The organism is Pseudomonas svalbardensis, assembly GCF_030053115.1.
Classification (GTDB): Bacteria; Pseudomonadota; Gammaproteobacteria; order Pseudomonadales; family Pseudomonadaceae; genus Aquipseudomonas; species Aquipseudomonas svalbardensis.
On record NZ_CP125619.1, the window covers coordinates 5,593,897 to 5,616,232 of the forward strand.

The 22,336-nt window shown below is 60.5% G+C and carries 21 protein-coding genes and 1 pseudogene; 14 read left to right on the forward strand and 8 right to left on the reverse strand.

Annotation, left to right across the window (positions count from 1 at the left end; all coding sequences use genetic code 11):
- Positions 1-20 precede the first annotated feature (20 nt).
- The 9 genes from QFX16_RS25865 to QFX16_RS25905 all read left to right on the forward strand — a co-directional run bounded on the left by QFX16_RS25865 (position 21) and on the right by QFX16_RS25905 (position 8,494).
- Complete coding sequence (locus tag QFX16_RS25865) at positions 21-710, forward strand: YjfI family protein (RefSeq protein WP_439900099.1); 690 nt, start codon at positions 21-23, stop codon at positions 708-710.
- Between the two features lie 24 nt (positions 711-734).
- Positions 735-1,433 (forward strand): PspA/IM30 family protein, encoded by a 699-nt coding sequence (locus tag QFX16_RS25870; RefSeq protein ID WP_283181852.1) that lies wholly within the window; start codon positions 735-737, stop codon positions 1,431-1,433.
- Between the two features lie 71 nt (positions 1,434-1,504).
- Complete coding sequence (locus QFX16_RS25875; RefSeq protein WP_283181853.1) at positions 1,505-2,068, forward strand: rhomboid family intramembrane serine protease; 564 nt, start codon at positions 1,505-1,507, stop codon at positions 2,066-2,068.
- Positions 2,069-2,141: 73 nt separating this feature from the next.
- Positions 2,142-3,176, forward strand: a complete 1,035-nt coding sequence (locus tag QFX16_RS25880; protein WP_283181854.1) for an ion channel — start codon at positions 2,142-2,144, stop codon at positions 3,174-3,176.
- Positions 3,163-3,837, forward strand: coding sequence for a DUF2491 family protein (locus QFX16_RS25885; RefSeq protein WP_283181855.1), 675 nt, complete (start codon positions 3,163-3,165; stop codon positions 3,835-3,837). Before QFX16_RS25880 ends, QFX16_RS25885 begins: the two co-directional genes overlap by 14 nt.
- 15 nt (positions 3,838-3,852) lie before the next feature.
- Positions 3,853-4,281 carry a DUF350 domain-containing protein gene (locus QFX16_RS25890; protein WP_131062034.1) on the forward strand — a complete coding sequence of 143 codons (429 nt, stop codon included), beginning with the start codon at positions 3,853-3,855 and terminating at the stop codon, positions 4,279-4,281.
- Between the two features lie 18 nt (positions 4,282-4,299).
- Positions 4,300-5,013, forward strand: a complete 714-nt coding sequence (locus tag QFX16_RS25895; RefSeq protein ID WP_283181856.1) for a DUF1190 domain-containing protein — start codon at positions 4,300-4,302, stop codon at positions 5,011-5,013.
- A 12-nt stretch (positions 5,014-5,025) separates the two neighbouring features.
- Positions 5,026-6,183, forward strand: a complete 1,158-nt coding sequence (locus QFX16_RS25900) for a glutathionylspermidine synthase family protein (RefSeq protein ID WP_283181857.1) — start codon at positions 5,026-5,028, stop codon at positions 6,181-6,183.
- Positions 6,184-6,289: 106 nt separating this feature from the next.
- Positions 6,290-8,494 (forward strand): OsmC domain/YcaO domain-containing protein, encoded by a 2,205-nt coding sequence (locus QFX16_RS25905; RefSeq protein ID WP_283181858.1) that lies wholly within the window; start codon positions 6,290-6,292, stop codon positions 8,492-8,494.
- A gap of 70 nt (positions 8,495-8,564) precedes the next feature.
- Here QFX16_RS25905 and QFX16_RS25910 read toward each other — a convergent pair.
- From QFX16_RS25910 to serC, 6 genes and pseudogenes are all read right to left on the reverse strand, one after another.
- Positions 8,565-8,780, reverse strand: a pseudogene (locus QFX16_RS25910) (transposase); the annotation flags it as partial.
- A gap of 172 nt (positions 8,781-8,952) precedes the next feature.
- Positions 8,953-10,218 carry a serine hydroxymethyltransferase gene (gene glyA, locus QFX16_RS25915; RefSeq protein WP_283181859.1) on the reverse strand — a complete coding sequence of 422 codons (1,266 nt, stop codon included), beginning with the start codon at positions 10,216-10,218 and terminating at the stop codon, positions 8,953-8,955.
- A 25-nt stretch (positions 10,219-10,243) separates the two neighbouring features.
- A complete protein-coding gene (locus QFX16_RS25920; RefSeq protein WP_283181860.1) occupies positions 10,244-11,425 on the reverse strand; it encodes an aspartate aminotransferase family protein in 1,182 nt (393 codons plus the stop codon).
- A 24-nt stretch (positions 11,426-11,449) separates the two neighbouring features.
- Entirely contained in the window at positions 11,450-12,295 is an 846-nt protein-coding gene (locus tag QFX16_RS25925; RefSeq protein ID WP_283181861.1) for a YggS family pyridoxal phosphate-dependent enzyme, read from the reverse strand.
- Entirely contained in the window at positions 12,295-13,548 is a 1,254-nt protein-coding gene (locus QFX16_RS25930; RefSeq protein WP_283181862.1) for a benzoate/H(+) symporter BenE family transporter, read from the reverse strand. The genes QFX16_RS25925 and QFX16_RS25930 overlap by 1 nt, the downstream gene beginning before the upstream one ends.
- A gap of 123 nt (positions 13,549-13,671) precedes the next feature.
- A complete protein-coding gene (gene serC / locus QFX16_RS25935; protein WP_283181863.1) occupies positions 13,672-14,754 on the reverse strand; it encodes a 3-phosphoserine/phosphohydroxythreonine transaminase in 1,083 nt (360 codons plus the stop codon).
- 135 nt (positions 14,755-14,889) lie between these two features.
- Here serC and pdxR point away from each other — a divergent pair, with 135 nt between their 5' ends.
- Positions 14,890-16,386, forward strand: coding sequence for a MocR-like pyridoxine biosynthesis transcription factor PdxR (gene pdxR / locus QFX16_RS25940; protein WP_283181864.1), 1,497 nt, complete (start codon positions 14,890-14,892; stop codon positions 16,384-16,386).
- Here the strand turns inward: pdxR and QFX16_RS25945 are convergent.
- The gene (locus tag QFX16_RS25945) at positions 16,383-16,559 is read right to left on the reverse strand and encodes a hypothetical protein (protein ID WP_283181865.1); all 177 of its coding nucleotides are present in this window, start codon (positions 16,557-16,559) and stop codon (positions 16,383-16,385) included. The two genes, pdxR and QFX16_RS25945, sit on opposite strands and share 4 nt — an antisense overlap.
- A gap of 32 nt (positions 16,560-16,591) precedes the next feature.
- Positions 16,592-17,890 (reverse strand): serine hydroxymethyltransferase, encoded by a 1,299-nt coding sequence (locus QFX16_RS25950; protein WP_283181866.1) that lies wholly within the window; start codon positions 17,888-17,890, stop codon positions 16,592-16,594.
- Positions 17,891-18,150: 260 nt separating this feature from the next.
- Between QFX16_RS25950 and QFX16_RS25955 the strand changes: the two genes are divergently transcribed.
- The 4 genes from QFX16_RS25955 to QFX16_RS25970 all read left to right on the forward strand — a co-directional run bounded on the left by QFX16_RS25955 (position 18,151) and on the right by QFX16_RS25970 (position 22,292).
- A complete protein-coding gene (locus QFX16_RS25955) occupies positions 18,151-19,365 on the forward strand; it encodes an MFS transporter (protein ID WP_283181867.1) in 1,215 nt (404 codons plus the stop codon).
- 158 nt (positions 19,366-19,523) lie between these two features.
- The gene (locus QFX16_RS25960; protein ID WP_283181868.1) at positions 19,524-20,486 is read left to right on the forward strand and encodes an AurF N-oxygenase family protein; all 963 of its coding nucleotides are present in this window, start codon (positions 19,524-19,526) and stop codon (positions 20,484-20,486) included.
- Positions 20,483-21,544: a 2Fe-2S iron-sulfur cluster-binding protein gene (locus tag QFX16_RS25965; RefSeq protein WP_283181869.1), complete on the forward strand. Its 1,062-nt coding sequence runs from the start codon at positions 20,483-20,485 to the stop codon at positions 21,542-21,544. Before QFX16_RS25960 ends, QFX16_RS25965 begins: the two co-directional genes overlap by 4 nt.
- Positions 21,545-21,581: 37 nt before the next feature.
- Positions 21,582-22,292, forward strand: coding sequence for a glutamine amidotransferase (locus tag QFX16_RS25970; protein ID WP_123359023.1), 711 nt, complete (start codon positions 21,582-21,584; stop codon positions 22,290-22,292).
- Positions 22,293-22,336 lie beyond the last annotated feature (44 nt).

Here is a 22,336-nt window from a genome sequence, read left to right on the forward strand (position 1 = left end):
TTCACAACGGAGTCACCAGTATGAAAAGCCGCTCTCCATCAGGTCCGCCTGCCGAGCCTGATACCGATACCGCGAGCAGCAAGGGAGAGCGCTCGAAACCGTCCGCGAAAAAACCGTCGAGCTTCTACATGAAGCAGATGCGCGCGGGCCTGGGTGCCGCCGGTTATGTGAAACACGAGACTTGGGTGCTTCCCGAAAACCGAAGCCTGCTCAAGCAGATGGAGAAACAGCTACGCCAACCGATCCTGGCTGGCTCATTCATGTCGGAGAATTACATGAGCGCAGGTAACAACTGGAACATCGATCGCCTCTACAGTGCCCTTCAGGCCCTCGACGAAGTGGTTTCGAACGACATCACCCTCTCCCTCGTTCAAGGCTCCGATTCCAGCATCAAGCTGGAAATGAACGATTTCGGTGGCTTGCCGATTTACATCGCCGTGGTTGGCGATCAGGTCATCGTGGATACCGTTCTGGTTGATGTCGAGTCCATCAACGACGTACCGGCATTCAACGATGCCGTTCTGCGCAGCCGGGAAATGTTCCCGCTGTCCTCGATCGGTATCGAGTCCATGCCCAACGGGCAGATCGTTTACAACATGTTCGGCGCACTGAGCTCCGACTCCAGCCTGACCAACGTCGTGACCGAGGTCAAAACCCTTGTCGACAACGTCCAGCGCGCCAGCGAAGCCTTTGAACGTTTCTTCATCTAATTTTTCGGGAACAGGAAATATCCAATGACTCAGTCCATCTGGAGCAAATTGTTCACCGCGCTGCGTGGCGGTGCCAATGAAGTCGGCGAATCAATCGTCGATCAACAGGCCCTGCGCATCCTCGACCAGGAAATCCGCGATGCTGACAGCGCCCTGGCCAATGCCAAGCGTGAGTTGGTCACCATCATGGCCAAGCACAAGCTGTCGGCTGATCGTGTGGCCGAGCACAACGCCAAGATCAAGGACCTCGAATCCAAGGCCATGGCCGCGATCCAGGCCAACCGCGAAGACCTGGCGTTGGAAGTGGCCGAAGCCATTTCGACCCTGACCAATGAGCTTGATGTCGAGCAAAAGCAGGCCACCGAATTCGGCGGTTACGCGGACAACATGCGCAAAGACATTACCAAGGCCGAAAGCCGCATCAAAAGCCTGCGCCAGCAAGTGGACATGGCCAAGGCCCGCGAAAGCGTACAGAAAGCCCAGGTCAGCGCTTCGATCGCCAGTGGCGGCGCCAACGGCAAGCTGGAAACCGCCGTCGGTACACTGAACCGCCTGCAGGCCAAGCAGCAGCAACGCGCCGCTGAACTGGAAGCCCAGGATCAACTGGCCGATGCATCGACCGGTACTGATCTGGAACGCAAACTGCGCGAAGCCGGCATTACCCCGGATTCGGGCAGCGCCAACGCAATCCTGGATCGGCTGAAGAAAAAATCAGCCGAGTAACCGGGCCGGGCGCAAGCTGAACAGGAAGGGCATTCATTGCCCTTCCTTTTTTTGTCGAGTAGAGGTCAAGGATGGATGCCCTGAAGGGTTTCAAGACAATTGCCGGCCTGGCAATCCTCATGGTCGCGCTGCAAGTACTCAACACCGCGACCGGCTACAGCCTTGTTGCATTTGGCCTGGCCCCAAGGACATTGCACGGTCTGCTCGGCATCATTACCTCGCCTTTTCTGCACGCGTCCTTTGCGCACCTGAGCGCCAACCTGATTCCCTTTTTGATCCTCGGCACGTTGGTCATTGTCGATGGGCTCAATCGCTTCATCGCCGTGAGCGCGATCATCATTGGCCTGGGCGGCTTGCTGGTCTGGCTGTTCGGGTTTTCCGGGATGCACATCGGTGCCAGCGGATGGGTGTTCGGGCTGTGGGCGTACATTCTGTCGCGCGCCTGGTTCCAGCACAGTTGGGGTAACCTGATCACGGCCGCGGTCGTCGCCCTACTGTATGGCGGCTTGGTGTTTGGCTTCCTTCCACGCCAGGGGGTTTCCTTCGAAGGCCATATCGCTGGGGCATTCGCCGGATTTATTGCGGCCAAGGTACTTCTCTCGACGCCCGGCAACAGGTTTAATGCCGCCCGGTAAAGGCAATTGAACGTTCAGGAGTTCGGGCCTGCGCATTGCCAGGAACGAGTCATCCCACGGAGTCAGGGACGTCATGTCTATTTTTCTTTTATTACGCGTGTATGCCTCGTCCTTCTTCCACCGTTTCGGCTGGGCGGGACTGGCGATTGCCTTGGGCATCCACCTGAGCACGGCCTGGCTCGGCCTGGTGCTTCTGGGCGAACAACACCTCACCGCCCCCGCCACGTTTACCTATTTCTACCTCACCACCACGCTGACGGTAGGTTACGGCGATCTTGCTCCCCAAACCTCGGCGGGACGGGTTTTCGTGGCTACCTGGGTCATGCTCGGGGGCATTGCGCTGCTGACGGCAGCCATCGGCAAAACCACCAGCAGCGTCATTGATGTATGGAGAAAAAGCATGAAGGGCAAAGGTGATTTCACCGGCAAGGTCGGTCACACCGTTCTCATCGGCTGGGAAGGTGCGTCCAGCGAGCGAGTCATTGAATTACTGCTGCAGGACGAAACGTCCAATGACAACTTGATCGTCATTTGCGATAGCGACCTCGAAGAAAACCCCATGCCGGGCAAAGCAGACTTTATCAAAGGCGAAAGTCTGTCCTCTGCCGCACTTTTGCTGCGTGCCGGCGTTCCCGGTGCCGAGCGCGTCCTGGTGCGAACCCATTCAGACGATCTGTCCCTGGCCACCGTGCTGGCGATCAATCAACTGAGCCCTGTCGGGCATGTGGTCGCCCACTTCAATGACAGTGAAATCGCCGCGCTCGCCAGCGCCTACGCGCCCAGCCTGGAGTGCACCTCAAGCATGGCCATCGAGATGTTGGTGCGCGCCTCTCAGGATCCGGGCTCGTCAGTAGTCATCAATGAATTGCTGTGCGTGGGTCAAGGCGCCACCCAGTACCTGATGAAACTGCCCGAGGCTTTTGAAGCAACATTCGGCGATCTGTATGCACAGATGAAAGAGCATCACAACGCGACCCTTATAGGGTACCGCGCCAAAGGCGCCCGACACCCTTCGATCAACCCGCCCGGCGCCACTCGCGTTGAGGGCGGTGAACTCTTCTACATCGCCTCCACTCGCCTCAAGGAAATCTCCAATGGGATGGTTTAAACAGTTGATGGGGCTTGAGGCCCCGAAAGCGAATACGGAATCGAAATGGACAACCAACGAAACCCTGCCCGCCATCGGTCCGCTGGGCCTGGCATTGGGTAAAGAGGTGATGTTCGACACCACCCTGAAGTTGTTGCTCGACGGTAACACCACAGTGGTGATCCCTGGCGCCCAACAGATCTGGAGCGCTGGCACTGTTGATCTCGGGCAGTCGACCTGGCTGTCACGCTATTACATGAACGACGAAGATTACTGGCTGCAAGTGCACACCACCGGCGCCATCGCCGGGCAGGTCGAGTCGGTGATCCTGTTCAACTACCTCAGTTACGTGACCATCAGCAGCGAGGCGGAGTTGAGTCGGTTGGCCGGCCCGCAAAGCCTTATCGGTCTGCCGACCTACACCCACAACGGCGTCGAATACACCCGCGAATGGGGCACCGAGGATGGCCAGACAGAACTGGTAGCGTTGAGCGAATACCTGAAAAACACGGATGAGTCCTACAGCATTGAACACCGTTCGATGCTGTACGCGCGCGAAACCGGCCTGACCGATCGCCGTGAATTCCTGCTGTTTTCCGTCGAAGAAGATGCCGAAGGTGCCATCAGCCTGAGCACGTCGCGGGGCATTTCGCTGTACACCACCGACCTGAACACTTTTTAAATAAGGAAGAATTCCATGCTAGAAGCGCTCTCCATCTCCCTGAACAAAGCCGCCGTGTTCGGGTTTGTTGCGTACATCCTCGGCGCCGCTGTGCTGTTCGCGCTGTTCCAGTTCATCTACACCCGAATCACTCCGCACAAGGAGTTTGAACTGATCCGTTCGGGCAACGTCGCGGCCGCAATCGCTTTGGGCGGTGCGCTCATCGGTTTCGCGATACCGGCCAGCAATGTGATTGCCTACTCGATCAGCCTGCTCGACTTTGTCGTCTGGTCGCTGATCGCCGCCGTCGTGCAACTGCTGGCGTTCCTGGTGACTAGCCTGGTCTTGAAAGGCACGTCGGAACGCATCAAGAAAGGTGAAATCGCGGCGGGTGTCTATGTCGCGGCCGTGGCCATCAGCGTCGGCATGTTGAACGCCGCCTGCATGACCCCTACCCCGAACTGATCGCGCAGGGAGCTCCCGATGAAACGAAGCAAGTACGTTCAACTGTCGCTGGCCGCCTCGGTCGCCATGGCGATATCCGGCTGCGGGCCGACGGAAAAAACCTACCCGGTGCAGAAGAAGTACAACTTCCAGTCCGTCCAGCAATGTGCCGATGAAAAACTCCCGGTAGACGTCTGCTCTGACGCCTACATGGCTGCCATGACGGAGCATCGGCGCATTGCGCCGGTCTACGACAATCAGGCCGATTGCGACGCGGACTTTGTCGCAGACTGGTGCCAGCAAGATTCCACCGGCAAGTTCATCCCGAAACTGGGCGGTTTCGAACTGACCGCCGATGGCGAAGTGACGCAGTCCCAAGTGGACGCGGCCAAGGCCCAACTGCCCGCCTCGGAAGCGAACAGTGGAGGCTCCGGATTCTCCGGCACCAGCCTGCTGACCGGTTTGCTGATCGGCAACATGCTGAGCAACAACCGCAACAGCTTTTTCTCGCAACCGGTGTATCGCTACCGCGATGACCGCGGCGGTTACTCGTCTTCCACGCTCAGCCAGCGGATTGCCAAGGGCTCGACCTTTACCAAGTCCAATCAGGCGAGGTACGGCAGCAGCAACTACGCCGATTCGATTCGTTCCGCCAGCAAGCCGGTGTCGGTTGCCTCGTCCACCTCCCGTGGCGGTTTCGGCAGCAAGGCCAGCGCACGCAGTGGCTGGGGCGGCGGCGGTTCGAGCAGTTAAGGAAACCGGGCCATGAAAAAGATTCTCTGCGCAGAACGTCATGACTGGAAACAGACCGCCGAAAGCCTCGGCTTTCTGTTCCATACCATCGACGACGAACCCTATTGGGACGAGAGCGCGTATTACCAGTTCACGCTCAAGCAGATCGAAAACGATCTCGAAGACCCGACCACCGAAATTCATGAGATGTGCATGGACCTGGTAGCCCGGGTGGTTCAGAGCGAAGAGTTGCTGGAGCGCCTGAGCATTCCTGCGCCGTTCTTCGATATGATTCGGACTTCATGGCTCGAAGGCCACCCGCACCTCTATGGGCGCATGGACTTCTCGTATAACGGCACCGGACCGGCAAAATTGCTGGAACTCAACTACGACACGCCGACCAGCCTCTATGAAGCGGCAGCGTTTCAGTGGGGCTGGCTGGAGCAATGCATCGAACGCGGCTTATTGCCCAAGCATGCCGACCAGTTCAACAGCATTGACACCAAACTGCATCAGGCCTTCGCCCAGCTACAGCTTAAACAGCCTTTCTATTTCGCCTCGATGAAAGACTCAGTCGAGGACAAGGGCACCACCGATTACCTGCGCCTGATCGCCGAAAAAGTCGGAATAGAATCACGCCACATCGACATCGAAGACATCGGCCTCACCGCTGACGGACGTTTCGTCGATCTGGAAGATCGCTGGATTCCTCACCTGTTCAAACTGCATGCGTGGGAGTTCATCTTCCACGAGCCCTTCGGTGCAGCGATTGCCCAGAGTGATACGCAGTTTTTCGAGCCCGCGTGGAAATCCATCATTTCCAACAAAGGCATCCTGCCGCTGCTATGGGACTCCAACAAAGGACACCCGAACCTGCTCGCCGCCCACCTGGATACCAATCCGAACACAGCGGTGCCCAAGGGCTGGGTGCGCAAACCGTTCTTCTCGCGGGAAGGCGCCAACATCGAGTTGCAAACCGCTGAGGGCCTGATCGTAAAAGAGGACGGCCCCTACACCGACGCGCCGTTTATCCTTCAGGAATTCGCACCGTTGCCGCAGTTTGGCGACAGCTACACGCTGGTGGGCTCGTGGGTGATTGGCGACCAAGCGGCCGGCATTGGCGTGCGGGAAGACAACAGTTTGATCACCAAGGATTCGAGCCGGTTTCTGCCACATCTGATCCTCGACTGATCCATCCATCGCCGGTGTGGACATAAGTACGATGCCCGCAAGACTTATAGCTGAAATGCCGGATAATGGCGGCCAAATCGTCTAGCCGTTATTCTGGTAATCCCCCATGGAAATCAAGGTCAACTTTCTCGACAACCTTCGACTTGAAGCCAAGTTCGACGACTTCACGGTGGTGGCCGATCAACCTATCCGCTACAAGGGCGATGGCTCGGCACCGGGTCCGTTCGACTACTTCCTGGCTTCGTCGGCGTTGTGTGCGGCTTATTTCGTGAAGCTGTACTGCGACACTCGCAGTATTCCCACCGAAAACATCCGCCTTTCGCAAAACAACATTGTTGATCCGGAAAACCGCTACAACCAGATTTTCAAGATCCAGGTCGAGTTGCCGGCGGATATTTCCGACAAGGACCGCCAGGGCATCCTGCGTTCCATCGACCGGTGTACCGTGAAAAAAGTGGTCCAGGCCGGGCCTGAGTTTGTGATCGAAGAGGTGGAAAACCTCGACGCCGATGCCCAAGCGTTGCTGATGCCTGCTTCTACCTCAGAGGCGAGCACGTATATTGCGGGCAAGGATCTGCCGCTGGAGCAGACCATCGCCAATATGTCGGCCATTCTGGCGGACCTGGGCATGAAGATTGAAATCGCCTCGTGGCGCAATATCGTTCCCAACGTGTGGTCGCTGCATATCCGCGATGCGCACTCGCCGATGTGTTTTACCAACGGCAAGGGCGCAACCAAGGAAGGCGCGCTGGCGTCGGCGTTGGGCGAGTTTATCGAGCGACTCAACTGCAACTTCTTCTACAACGATCAGTTCTGGGGCGAAGAGATCGCCAACGCGCCGTTCGTACACTACCCGGACGAACGCTGGTTCAAGCCTGGCCGTAAAGATGAGCTGCCAACTGAAATTCTCGACGAGTACTGCCTGAAGATTTACAACCGCGACGGCGAGTTACGTGGTTCCCATCTGATCGATACCAACTCGGGCAATGAAGAGCGCGGCATCTGCTCGCTGCCGTACGTGCGCCAGTCGGACGGCGAGGTGGTGTATTTCCCGTCCAACCTGATTGAAAACCTTTTCCTGAGCAACGGCATGAGTGCCGGTAACACGCTGGCCGAAGCCCAGGTGCAGTGCCTGTCGGAGATCTTCGAGCGCGCGGTAAAACGCGAAATCATCGAAGGTGAATTTGCATTGCCGGATGTGCCGGCCGATGTGCTGGCGAAGTACCCCGGGATACTGGCCGGTATTCAGGCGCTGGAAGAGCAAGGGTTCCCCGTGTTGGTGAAGGATGCATCCCTGGGCGGTGAATTCCCGGTGATGTGCGTCACGTTGATGAACCCGCGTACCGGCGGTGTGTTCGCCTCGTTCGGCGCGCACCCGAGCCTGGAAGTGGCGCTGGAGCGCAGCCTGACCGAACTGCTCCAGGGCCGCAGCTTCGAAGGCCTCAACGACTTGCCCCAGCCGACGTTTGAAGGCCATGCGGTGACCGAGCCGAATAACTTCGTCGAGCACTTCATCGATTCCAGCGGCGTGGTGTCGTGGCGCTTCTTCAGTGCCAAGTCGGATTACGAATTCGTGGAGTGGGACTTCTCCGGCCAGGGTGAAAACTCGAATGCCGAAGAAGCCGCGACCTTGTTCGGCATTCTCGAAGGCATGGGCAAGGAAGTGTACATGGCGGTCTACGAGCATATCGGCGCGACGGCATGCCGCATCCTGGTGCCGGACTATTCGGAAATCTATCCCGTGGACGACCTGATCTGGGATAACACCAACAAAGCGCTTTTCTTCCGCGCCGATATCCTGAACCTGCATCGCCTGGACGACGACGAACTGCAAGCGCTGGTTGAGCGCCTGGTGGAAAGTGAGCTGGATGACTACACCGACATCACCTCCCTGATCGGCATCGAATTTGACGACAATACGGCCTGGGGTCAGCTGACGATCCTGGAGTTGAAGCTGCTGATTTATCTCGCCTTGCAGCAATTTGAAGAGGCGAAAGAGGCAGTGGAGATGTTCCTGCAGTACAACGACAACACGGTTGAGCGCGGCTTGTTCTACCAAGCCGTCAACGCGGTGCTGGAGATGAAGCTGGACGAAGACCTGGCACTGGAAGACTACGAGGCCAATTTCCGCCGGATGTTTGGCAACGAACGAATGGATGCAGTGATCGGCTCGGTCGATGGCAGCGTGCGCTTCCATGGTTTGACGCCGACCAGCATCAAACTGGAAGGGCTCGATAGACACCTGCGGTTGATCGATAGCTACAAGAAACTGCACTCGGCACGGGCCAATGTGACCACTTTACTCAGTTAACAGCGCCCACAAAAAAGCGAAGCCAGATCACTGGCTTCGCTTTTTTTATTACTTACTGGATAGCGGCTTAACGGCCGTGTCGATTTTTAGAAAACGTCGAGTGATTGGGGACTTTATCTTCAAGGCTCAACCGGCAGAACCAGCGATAGGCCAGGTTCAGATGGGCATCTTCGCACAACCGCCGTTCGGAGCGGATGCCATAGCAGTAGCCGACGATCAGCATGCGGATCATCAACTCAGGATCAATCGACGGACGCCCAATCAGGCTGTAGAAATCGGCGAGGTAAATCGGTTATGGCGTAATGCGCGCACGCTGGCGAACCACAATCCGCGAGTGTACAAGTCGCGGATTGTGGGCAATTACCTGATCAATGGCGCGTGGGTGTGACCAAGGGGATCGCCTGATAAAACAGTTGAACACCCGGCCACCACCCGATCAGGCAATGGCCGGGCCAGACTCAGCGATAGACCGGAAAACGACGGCACAGCGCGACAACCTGTTCGCGCACGTGGTGCCCGACCTTTTCGCTGCCTCCGTTTTCCAGGGCGTCCAGTACGTCGCACAACCAGCCGGCCACTTGCTCGCAGGCCTCCAAACCAAACCCGCGGGTGGTCACCGCCGGGGTACCGATACGAAGGCCGGATGTCACAAACGGTGAGCGCGGGTCATTCGGCACCGAGTTTTTGTTGGCTGTGATATAGGCACTGCTCAGGGCTGCGTCGGCCTCCTTGCCGGTGTAGGGCTTGTCGGACAGGTCGATCAGCATCATATGGTTGTCGGTGCCGCCCGAGACGATCTTGTACCCGCGCTTTTGCAACACCCCGGCCATGGCCCGGGCGTTGATGACCACTTGGGTCTGGTAGATGCTGAACTCCGGCGCAAGCGCTTCCTTGAACGCCACGGCCTTGGCCGCGATCTGGTGCATCAGCGGCCCGCCCTGCACGCCGGGAAACACAGCGGAATCGAGCTTTTTGTAGAAGGCTTCATCCTGTCCCTTGGACAAAATCAAACCGCCGCGTGGCCCGCGCAGGGTTTTGTGCGTGGTGCTGGTGACCACATGCGCATGGGGAAGCGGGTCCGGGTATTCGCCCGCGGCGACCAGCCCGGCAACGTGGGCCATATCGACCCAGAAGATAGCCCCTACCTTGTCGGCAATGCTGCGCATGCGTGCCCAGTCCTTGTGCCGCGAATACGCGGAAAAACCACCGATCAACATTTTGGGGCGTGTCTGCAGTGCGATTCGCTCCATCTCATCATAGTCAAGAAAGCCGGTTTTCGGGTCCAGTCCGTAAGGCACGATGGTGTAGTGACGCCCCGAAAAGTTGGCCGGGTTGCCGTGGGTCAGGTGACCGCCCTGGGCCAGGTTCATGCCCATCACCGTATCGCCGGGGTTGATCAGTGCCAGAAAGACCGCCGCGTTGGCCTGGGCGCCCGCATGGGGTTGCACGTTAGCGTAGTCGCAGTCGAACAGGGCCTTGACCCGCTTGATGGCCAGCCGCTCGGCCACATCGACGTATTCGCAGCCGCTGTAATAGCGCTTGCCAGGGTAGCCTTCGGCGTACTTGTTGGTGAGCACCGTGCTCTGGGTTTTCATCACCAGCGGGCTGGCATAGTTTTCCGAGGCGATCAGCTCGATATGATCTTCCTGGCGATGCTCTTCGTTGTGAATCGATTCATACAGCTCAGGGTCGAAAGCGTTGAGGGTCAGCGTCGAGTCGTACATGTGCAAAGTGTCCTTGGTCAAGAATTCAAGCGGCGGGTGACAGCAGGCGCGTGATGCGCGCGGCGATGTCGTCGATCTGTGCGTCATCGCAGATCAGCGGCGGCAACAGGCGCACGGTGGTGCCCCGTGTGACGGTGATCAGCAGACGTTGTTCTTCACGGGCCCGGCCGACCAGTTCGGCGCACGGGCCATTGAGTTCAATGCCGATCATCAAGCCGATGCCGCGAACGGACACCACCTCAGGATGGTTGCCCAGCGCCAGCTTCAAGGCCGCCAACAAGCGGCGGCCCGAGGCGGCAGCCCGTTGCGGGATGTGATCGCGCTGCATGATGTCGAGCACTGTGCAGCCCACGCGGCACGCCAACGGGTTACCGCCGAACGTGGACGCATGGTGGCCGGGGGAAAACAGCTCGGCGGCCTTGCCCCGCGCCAGGCACGCGCCGATGGGGAAACCGTTGCCCAGCGCTTTGGCCAGGGTAATGACGTCCGGCTCGATGCCCGCATGCTCAAAGCCAAACCAGGTACCGGTGCGGCCCAGCCCGGTCTGCACTTCATCGATCATCATCAGCCAGTCGTGTTCATCACACAGTTGGCGCAGGGCCTGCAGGTAGCCGGCAGAGGCGGCGTGCACGCCTCCCTCACCCTGCACCGGCTCGACGAGCACCGCAACGATATCGGGTGACTGCGCCGCGACCTGGCGAATCGCCTCGATGTTGTCGTAAGGCACTCGCACAAAGCCCGGCATCAGGGGCTCGAAGCCGCGATGCACGGCGGGGTTGCCGGTAGCGGCGAGGGTGGCCAGGGTGCGCCCGTGAAAACTGTTATCCATCACCAACACTTGCGGCTGGGTCACCTGCCGAGCGTTGGCGTGCAGGCGGGCCAGTTTGAGCGCCGCTTCGTTGGCCTCCGCTCCGGAGTTGCAGAAAAACGCCCGTTGCATGCCCGAGAGCAGGCACAGTCGTTCGCCCAATTGCTCCTGCCATGGGATACGGAACAGGTTGGTCGTGTGCAGTAACACCGTGGCCTGTTCGGCGATGGCCGCGGCAATTTCGGGGTTGGCATGCCCCAGGCTCGCCACCGCCACACCGGCGATGGCATCCAGGTATTCAACACCCTCGGTGTCCCACAACGAGGCGCCCTGGCCTCGGCTGAACGAAACCGGTTGTCGGGCTGAGGTGTGCATGAGGTAAGCGGGTGCAGCGGACATTGCGGGCCTTCCTGTAGAGGGGGATCAACGGCTGGGAGTGATCGACAACAACGTGTCTTCACTGAGGGGGCGGGCATCGGCGGTCGGCCAGTAGTACGCATCCGGCATGGCTCGGGCACCGAAGATCGCCTGTCCGACGCGCACCACGGTCGCGCCCTCTTCAATGGCGATTTCAAAGTCACCCGACATGCCCATCGACAGCTCTTGCAGCGACACCCCATCAGGGGCGCAATGACGCAAGCGGTCGCGCAATTCACGCAGCCGGACGAAGCATGGGCGCACCCGCACCGCGTCAGCCGAGAACAGCGCCAGCGTCATCAACCCGCGAACCCGCAGTGTCGGGAACGCTGGCATAGCCTCCAGGAAAGCCGCCACGTCATCGGGCGCCAGCCCGTACTTGCTGGCTTCGCCGGAGGTATTGACCTGGACGAACACGTCCATCTGCCGACCTTCAATGCGCAGGCGACGGTCCAGCGCCTCGGCCACCCGCAGGCTGTCCAGGGCCTGGAACTCGCTGGCGAAGCGTGCGACCTGCTTGGCCTTGTTGGTCTGTAAATGGCCGATCACCGACCATTGCAGGTCTTGCAGGTCGGTCATGGCTTCCCACTTGCGCTGTGCTTCCTGCACCTTGTTCTCGCCCAGCAGGCGGCAACCGGCGGCATAGGCCAGACGCAGATGAGCTTCATCAAAGGTTTTGCTGACCGGCAGCAAGCGCACACCGGCCGGGTCCCGCCCTACCCGACGGCACGCCTCGACAATGCGTTGCTGCACGGCGGCCAGGTTGCGGCGAAAATCTTCGACACTGTCGGCCTGTGGGTAACGACCATGGCGCGCATGCAGGATGTTGAGGTCTTCGGTTTGATCAGGCATCAGTTGGCCGCTCCTTTGGTGGGCACTGCAACCGGTTCGGCCTGTGGGACAGCAGCCTTTTCACGACGCGGCAACTGCCCATTGAGCACGGCGTAGGCCGCTAGGCCGATGACCAGGCCCCAGAACGCGCCGCCGATGCCCAGCAGGGTGATATTGGCCGCGCAGGCCAGAAAGGTGATCAGCGACGCTTCCCGCGATTTCACGTCTGCCATGGCATTGGCCAGGCTCGCGCCGAGGGTGCCCAACAGGGCCAGCCCGGCCAGGGTGGTAATGAAGGTCGCCGGGAAGGCCATGAACACCGCCGCCAGGGTCACGCCGAAAATCCCCACCAAGATGTAGAAGATGCCCGCGGCCACGCCTGCGATCCAGCGCTTGGACGGATCTTCAGACGCTTCCTTGCCAGTGCAGATGGCGGCCGTGATGGCCGCGATATTGAAGGCATGGGAACCGAACGGCGCCATCAGCAAAGAACCCAGCCCGGTCACGCTGAGGATCGGGTTGGCACTGGTGTTGAACCCGTCATTGCGCAGCACCAGCATGCCCGGCATATACTGCCCCGTGAGGGTGATCAGAAACAGCGGCAACGCCACGCTCAACAACGCATTGACCGAGAACTCAGGCCGTGTGAACACCGGTGTCGCAAACTCCAGCGCCAGCCCCATGAAATCCACGCGCCCCTGCATCAGCAGAAAGCCAAGCCCCAGCACCAGAATGCCGACCACCGCATAGCGCGCACTCAAGCGCTTGAACACGATGTAGGCGCCGATCAACACCCCGACCAATAACGGGTCGACGCTCATGCTGGCGAACGCACCGATGCCGAACTGCAGCAGGATGCCGCCCAACAAGCCCGCAGCCACACCGGGCGGGGTCAGGCGAACGGCTTTTTCAAAGTAGCCGGACACGCCCAGCAGCACGAACGCTGCAGCCGAAATCATGTACGCCCCGATGGCCTCGGCGTAGGGTGTGGTAGCCAAGGCGACGATCAAAAAAGCCGCCGCCGGGGTCGACCAGGCGGTGATGATCGGTTCGCGGCTCACCCAACTGAGGAACAGCCCGGTCACCCCTACCCCGATCGACACCGACCAAACCCACGACGCCGTCAACTCAGGGCTGAGCCCTGCGACCTTGGCGGCCTGAAACACCAGGATGAAGGTGCCGCCGTAATTGACGATCACCGAAATCAGCCCGGCAACCACCGGGTGCAGCAGGTCCCGCAGACCCAGGGACGAGAGGGATTGAGTAGATGACATAGGTCTTGGCTCCTTGCTGGACGATGTATCCGGTCGCTGGTAAGCGGTCATTTATAGCCGTTGAATGGCAGGTTTTACCCCTACGCTTTAACGCAGCAGACCAGACCACTTTGCGCGGTCGGCTCAGCCATGCTCGCGCGCAAACACGTTCATGAAATCGCACAGCGCCTCGACCGCCGGCACTGAAACGGCGTTGTAGAGGCTGGCGCGCAGGCCGCCGACGCTGGCGTGGCCTTTGAGGCCATTGAGGCCGGCCTGCTCGGCGCTCCGCAAAAAGGCCTTCTCCAGAACCGCCTCGGCCAGCCGGAAGGGCACGTTGTTGATGGAGCGATACGGTAACTGCACAGGGTTGCGATAAAACCCGTCACTCCCATCGATCGCGCGGTACAGCATTCCCGCCTTAGTCTGGTTGCGCTGATGCAGGGCCTGCAGACCGCCGCTGTGCTTGATCCACTTGAGCGTCAAGCCGGTGAGGTACCAGGGGAAGGTCGCCGGGGTATTGAGCATCGACTGCGCGTCGCTGATGCGCGCGTAGTTGAGAATGTCCGGGGTAAAGGCATGGGAACGCTCCAGCAACGCCGGGTCCACGATGACCACCGTCAACCCGGCCACGCCCATGTTTTTCTGCGCGGCGGCATACACCAGCCCATGCCTGGCGATGTCGATCGGCTTGGACAGCAGGCTTGAACATGCATCGCACACCAGCGGCGCGTCGCTCGCGGGCGTGTCGATGAACTGCACGCCGTGCACCGTCTCATTCTCGGTGTAGTGCAAGTAGGCGGCGTCGGCGTTAAGGCGCCACTCCGAGGCGTGGGGGACGCGGTCGAAACCGGACGCGTGGGTACTGGCAACCACGCGCACATCGCAGTAGCGCCGTGCAGCCTCGATCGCCTTGCCCGACCAGAGGCCGGTGTGCAGGTAATCCGCTGTGCCTTTATCGCCTATCAGGTTCATCGGCACTTGAGCGAACTGCAACGAGGCGCCCCCTTGCAGGAACAGCACTTTGTAGGCGGGCGGCACCCCGAGGATATCGCGCAGGTCCCGTTCGGCCTCGCGGGCCACCGTCATGAACACCTGCGAACGATGGCTGATTTCCATCACGGACATGCCGGTGCTGGCAAAATCGAAAAACTCCTCGTGCGCCTGAGTGAGGACGTCCAACGGCACCGCGGTGGGGCCTGCGCTGAAGTTGTGTGACCGAGCCATGGTTGAGTAACTCCTGTTCAAGAACGCTTGCCCTGTGCGTAATCACCGAGGTAAAGCCTGGGGTGGCGAGGGCCAGAGTCTACGGATAAACTGGCCTGCCTTTACCTGCCAGTTCATAGAAAGAGAGCAGACCACATGGCAAAGACCTTCGAGCTGGAAACCCTGAAGATGCGCCTCAACGACGCTGAGTTTCAGCTGCTGGATTTGCACCAGCGGATCCAGCGTGCGTTGCGTGCGCTGATACTCGACGGCGCTCTCCGCCCCGGCTTGAAACTGCCCGCCACGCGGGTGCTGTCCAAGTCACTGGGCTGCGCCCGCGACACCGTTGAGAACGCCTATGTGCAGTTGCATCGGGACGGGTTTATCGTGCGCCGCGAAGGCGCCGGCAGTTACGTCTGCGACACGGTGGGCGTCGAATTGCGCGGTGCCGGCCGCCGACGCCTCAAGGCTCAGGAAGTCAGGAGCAGCGTCGCCGCACCGGGCGCCGAACTTAGCCAACGCGGGCGGATGATCTTCGACACCGGCGGCGTGCGCGATCAGCAAGTCATCAAGGCATTCGCCACCGGCCTGCCGGAAACCCGCAGCTTCCCGACGGATGTCTGGGAGCGTTTGCAGCGCCAGGTCATGAAGGACTATCGCGCGAACGTGCTGCTGCATGGCGATCCACAAGGGGCCGAGCCCCTGCGCAAAGCGATTGCCACCTACCTGAACCTCGAACGCGGCGCCAAATGCTCCCCCGACCAGGTGCTGGTATTGAGCAGTACGCGTCAGGCGTTGTATCTGTGCGCACAGTTGCTGGTGGACGCCGGCAAGCCGATTCTGCTGGAAAACCCCGGCTATTACGGCGCCCGCAAGGCCTTCGAAATCGCCGAAACCAAGGTGCTGCCCATTGATGTCGATGAACGGGGCATCCGCACCGACCTGCTGCACGCCGACCGCAGCGGCGCCAATTGCGTGTATGTCACGCCCTCGCACCAATACCCCACCGGCGCGACGTTGCCGCTGGAGCGGCGTCTTGAGTTGATCAATTGGGCGGCGCAAAAAGGCAAGTGGATCATCGAAGATGACTACGACAGCGAGTTCCATTACGACGGGCAACCCACGGCGTGCGTGCAGGGCCTGGACAAGTATCAGCGCACGCTCTACATCGGCACGTTCAGCAAGACCCTCTACCCCGGCCTGCGCATGGGGTATATGGTGCTGCCCTCCGAGCTGGTCAAGCCCTTTGCCTATGCGCGCAGCATGATGGACGGCCACACTCCGCAAACGCTGCAACTGACGCTTGCGCGTTTTATGGAAGACGGCCATTACAACGCGCATGTCCGGGCCATGCGCAAGCTGTATGCCGGACGCCGGTCGATCATGCACGATGCCATCGGCAAGTACTTGAGCACGGTGGTCACCGCCGAACTGCCGCCGGGCGGGTTGCAAATCCCCTGCTTGCTGAAAGCCGGATGGTCCGAGGAAAAAACCATCCGCCAGGCCGCCACTGCCGGCGTGCAACTGTCCGGCCTCAGCGGCTTGTACGCGGGCGACCCGAAGCAACAGGGCTGGCTGCTGGGCTACTCCTCCCTGACCGCGTATGAAATCGAAGCCGCCATGTTGCGCCTGGCCAACGCCCTGAAAATCTAATGGCCCAGCGCATAGTTCATCAGCAGCTGCTGGGCCTGGGCGGCCATCCGCGCACACCTGGGCAGCTTGGGGCATTCAACCGCGATGACGGGTTGAGGCTTGGCGGTGGTGAACAATCTGAACCGTGACGTGCGGGTGGCCGCTAGACGGCCGGTGGGGATGATGCCGGGCATTTGGAATTCCTTTTCAAAAAAGCGCAGGCGGTTTAATACGGCAACCTGAAACGCTTGGTCAGGTCGCTGATGCCTTCACGAATCGAGCGTTCAGTGCGGCCGTCGAGGGCACCGCTGCGCAAGCCACCGAGCATGGCCAGAATCATGTCGCCGATCTCCCTGAATTCATCGACCCCCATGCCACGCGAAGTGCACGCCGCACTGCCGAGACGAATGCCGGACGTCACGGTGGGCTTGACCTCATCGCCGGGCACGACATTTTTGTTCACGGTAATGCCGATTGCCTCCAACGCACGCTCGGCGACATTCCCCACCAAGCCCCAGGGCCGCAGGTCAATCACCCCCAAGTGACAGTCGGTGCCGCCCGACACGACCAACAGCCCACCTTCAGCCAATCGGCCGCACAAGGCCTGGGCATTGGCGACCACGGCGTGGGCATAAGCGCCGAAGGCCGGTTGCAATGCCTCACCCAGCGCCACGGCCTTGGCCGCTACGGTGTGCATCAGTGCCGCGCCCTGTAGGCCGGGGAATACAGCCGCATTGATCTTCTGCGCAATGGCCTGCTCATTGCACAGGATCATCCCGCCACGCGGACCGCGCAACGTGGCGTGGGTGCTGAGGGTGGTGACGTGGGCGAACGGCACTGGAGACGGATACGCACCACCCGCGACCAGCCCGGCGACGTGGGCGATGTCGGCCATCAGGAACGCCCCCACCTCGTCGGCAATCTCACGAAACCGGGCGAAATCCAGCGCCCGTGAATACGCCGAGGCCCCTGCGATGATCAGGCGTGGGCGTTCTTGTCGGGCGATCTGCTCGACCTGATCCATGTCGACCCTATGGGTCACCGAGTGCACCCCATAGCTGAGGGCCTGAAACCAGCGCCCGGACAAGTTGAACGCAGCACCATGGGACAGGTGCCCACCGGACTTGAGGTCCAGGCCCAGGATCTTGTCCCCCGGCGCCAGCAGAGCCAGAAACACAGCCTGGTTGGCTTGGCTGCCCGAATGGGGTTGCAGGTTGGCATAGGCACAGCTGAACAGCTGCCTGGCCCGATCGATGGCGAGTTCTTCAATTGCATCGACATTGCAGCAACCGGCGTAATAGCGACGCCCTGGGTAGCCCTCGGCATATTTGTTGGTCAGCACCGACCCTTGGGCCTCGAGCACCGCACGACTGACCACGTTTTCGGCGGCGATCAGCTCGATTGACTGCACCTGGCGCTGACGCTCGGCGTCGATGGCGCGCCACACCTCCCCGTCCACCTGGGGCAGCGCAATGCCACTGACCCCTGGCAGCGCGTGGCCCTCCCGATAAGCGAAATGCGGCATGGTCACTCCCTGTGTAAACGTCCGATAACACGCCGCATTACCCTAGCCGCCCACGGACCGGCCAGCCATACCAGTTCGTGCCGACGTTGCAGACCACCGCGCTCAATGCCGCTGCCACACGTCTACGCAGGGGCAGGCGTCGCGAAATCGCAGCCATTCAAAGTGGTCTGATGGACTCATCGGTAATGGACTATCGCGCAAGACCATCGCCTCATTAAGCTCTGCGCCGGTTTTGCCATGCTCATCACATAGGTTTCGCCATGACGATTCGTATCGGGTTGTTGCCTCAGGTCGCCGCAGCGCACTTTGTCAGTCATTTGCACATCATGGTGCTGGCGGCGCTGTTCCCCCTGCTTCCGGCTTTTTTCAACGTGGATTATGTCGAGCTGGGCCTGGCTTTCAGCCTGTTCAATATCGTCACGGCGCTGGTACAGGCGCCCATGGGGTTTGCCGTGGACCGCCACGGTGCCAAGCGCTTGCTGTTGGTCGCGCTGGCACTGGGCAGCAGCAGTTTCCTGCTGATTGCACTCCTGCCCGGCTACACCTGTTTGTTGATCGGCATGGCGCTGGCCGGCGTCGCCAACGCCATTTATCACCCGGCCGACTACGCCCTGCTGTCCCGACACATTGACCCCGCCCACATCGGCAAGGCGTTCTCCGTGCATACCTTTGCCGGTTTCCTTGGCGCGGCCGTGGCCCCTGTGTTTTTGCTGGGTATCGCGGTGTCGAGCAACCCGGCCATGGCCTTCGCGGCGGCGGCACTGGTGGGTTTTTTCGCGCTGGCGCTGTTGTTGATCCCTGGCTCCGCACTGGCCCGGGTCAGTCGCGTGCATCCCGCCGCCGACCCGACACCCCTCGGCGCCCGTCGCCTGTCACTGCTCTCGCCTATGGTGCTAAGCCTGACCCTGTTGTTCGTGCTGCTGAACCTGAGCACCGGCGCTATTGAGAAGTTCTCGGTCGCCGCCCTGATGCAAGGCCAGGGCGTGGCCTTGACCTGGGCCAACTCGGCGTTGACCGCCTTCCTCTTTGCCAGCGCCTTCGGCGTGCTGGCAGGGGGAGCCTTGGCCGACCGGACCCGCCGCCATGGCGTAGTGGCAGCCAGCGCGTTTGCCTTGGCCACCGTGCTGATGCTGCTGGTCGCCACGGCACGCTTGAGCGAGCCGGCGCTGCTGGTCGTGCTGGGGACAGCGGGTTTCCTGACCGGGGTGATCGCACCGTCCCGCGACATGCTGGTACGTGCGGCCGCCCCGAAGGATGCCGAAGGCAAAACCTTCGGCATCGTCTCTACAGGTTTCAATATCGGTGGCGCCATCGGTCCCGTCGGGTTCGGCTGGCTGCTCGACCAAGGCCACCCCGACGCAATTTTCTGGGCCAGCGCCGCCTTCATGGGCCTGACCGTTGTACTGACCCTGATGCAGGAGCGGTCCTTGGCCAGGACCCGAAAAATGATGGCACTGCAAGTGGCATTCAAGTGACCTGGATCAATAGCCCCAGTGTGTTTTTGCCGCAGACTTGGAGGGCAACGTCCCGCATTGATTGCGCTGCCCCCCCCCCGCTTGTGCGGACCCGTTATTTTTGCAAGGACTGCACGGTAAACCCGAACACCAATAGTCGATTTCCTTGGAGTTAAAACATGGAACGTTTGAATTGTGGTACCGATGACGTGGTAAAAAACATGCTGGCCAAACTATCCACGCTCTGGAAAACCCGCGCCGCCGTCAACAACCCGCAACCGAACTACTGGGGCCTCGCCTTTGATGCCGACAAGCACGACTTCAGTCTGTCGCTGCTGCCGTTTCGTTATCACCAGGCCTGGCTCGAAGCCCCCCAGGACTTGCAATCCAAATGCCTGTCCTACGCGTGGGGCATCTACAACCTCAAGACCATCTACATCGAATGCAATGTGGTCGTGCCTGCCTGCGAGGACATTATCAAGACCCCGCCGCCGAGCAACAACCGCGCCCTGCTGCAGGACGTGATGTCTCAGGCACTGCTCGACGAAGCCCTGCACACCCGCATGTCCATCATGGCCTGCAACTATATCTATGACATGCGCAAACTCACCCCGCTGGATTTCAGCGCCTTCAACCTGGTGACCTGGCGCGAGGCCCTTCTGGCAAACTGCACCGCCGAATGGGAGCGACGCCTGACCCGCTTCGGCGTCGCGTGCGCCAGCGAAACACTGATCACCGACTACCTCAAGACCATGGCCGAGGACGCCAGCATTCAGGCGGTGTGCCATGAGGTCACGCGCACCCATGCTATGGACGAGTGGAGCCATTCCAGCGTCTTCAGCTTCGTCGCTTCCGACATCGTCAATGGCCTGAGCCGCAAGGAACGCGAGTACCTGCGCTTGATCATCCTGCGCACGGTGCAGATGTTCGCCAATAACGAAATGGGCGCATGGTCCACCGTGTTTTCGATGCTGGATTTCCCCCATGCCGGCGAGATCCTGCATGACGTGGGCGACAACAACGAAATCAGCGTCTACACCGACTCGCTCGAAGCCCTGATAGACCGGATCGGTTTGACCGGCAACGGCCTCAGCAGTGCCGAGCATGCCATTGAAACCTTAGGCGAGAAGGCCCGCGCATGAACGCCATGACGTCCCTCCAGGCCCTGTGCGAACACGTGACCATTGAAACGGCCAACGTAAAAGTCTTCACCCTGCGCGCGGTGGACGCAACCGCCGAACTCCTCGACAGCCTGGAAGCAGGAAAACACGTGGCCCTGCACGCCGCTGACATGGCGGGCACCCATCACCAGCGGTTGTATTCGATCACGCGCAAGCGCGGCGCCGACCGGTTCGACATTGCAGTCAAGCGCGAAGGCCATGGCGGGGTTTCGGACCAGTTGCACGCTACGCTGCAAGCCGGCTCGACCACCTCGGTGCAGTTTGTGGCGGGTGATATTTCGCTGGAGTCGGTTCTGGGTTGCCGACAAGTCGGCATGCTCGCCGGCGGCATCGGCATCACCTTACCGATTGCGTTGCTGCGCGGCCTGGTCGAGCGCGCGCGACGCGGACTGGCGGTGCCCGATGTGAGCCTGCTGCTGTGTGTGCCGACCATCGCCGAGATTCCGTTTCTACATGAGTTGCTGGAGCTTGAGCTGACCACATCGTGGTTCTCCTTGCAGGTGTTCGTCACCCGCGAAGCGGTCAACAACAACGGGCACTTCAGTGCCGGTCGTCCCCAAGGCCAGGACCTGCGCCGGCTGGGTAACCCCGAGAGTGTGGTTATCTGCGGGAGCCATGGCTTCGCCCAGGGCATGCGCGAACACACGCTGGCCATGTTCCCCGCCAGCCGCTTGCTGATCGAGTCATTCACGCCACCGGCCGCGCCGGTCACCGCCGCACAGACCGAGGCTCAGACCGACGCGACGCTGCGCCTGTACTTGAACCACAACGATCAGGTGCTGGAGCCACCCGCCGGCAAGAGTTTGCTGGATATGCTCGAAACCAGCGGTATTACGGTGCGCAGCCTTTGCCGCGCCGGCATCTGCGGTCACTGCCGGCTGAAGGTGTCGGAGGGTCACTACACCCTTGAGCCCGACTTTTGCCTGACGGACAAGGACAAGGACGAAGGCTACGCCCTCGCCTGCTGCACCTTCCCCCAATCCGGGACGATCAAGGTCGACCTCACCACCACGGCATGAACCATTACCGTGCTTACTTCAACAACTGGGTTTTTCCATGAAAACTGCCATTGCATTGCGCCACATTCACTTCGAAGACGTAGGCACCCTGGATGCCGTTCTGGCCGAAGAAGGCTATACGCTGATTTACCTGGACCCCACGGTCGACGCCATTTACAGCGAGCAGGTGTTGCAGGCCGACTTGCTGATCGTACTCGGCGGCCCTATCGGGGCCCATGACGAGCAGCTGTATCCGTTTTTGCACGACGAATTGAAGCTGGTGCGCCAGCGCGTTGCGTCCGGTAATCCCTTGCTGGGCATCTGCCTCGGTGCGCAATTGATCGCCCGGGCCATGCATGCCGACGTCTACCCGATGGGGGTCAAGGAGATCGGTTTTTCACCGCTGACCCTGACCGCGGCCGGTCAAGACTCGCCGCTCGCCGCGCTGATGGACACCCCCGTGCTGCACTGGCACGGCGACCAGTTCGATGTGCCGGAAGGCGCTGTGCTGCTGGCCAGTACCCAGGTGGGTGCTCATCAGGCGTTTGCCGTGGGCAACACGATTCTCGGCCTGCAATTTCACCTCGAAGCCGATACCGCCAACATCGAGCAATGGCTGGTTGGCCATGCAAGCGAACTGGCTCAAACCGGCATCGATCCTGTTGCGTTGCGGAGCGAGGCCATTAACCTCGGCGACCGCCTGAGCCGCGCTGCGGGCCACGTCATGCGGGCCTGGCTGAACAACCTGGGCACCCCGATAAAACACTAAAGGCGGTCGGGCAACCTCCCACCGCATTTACACCGTGTAAAACC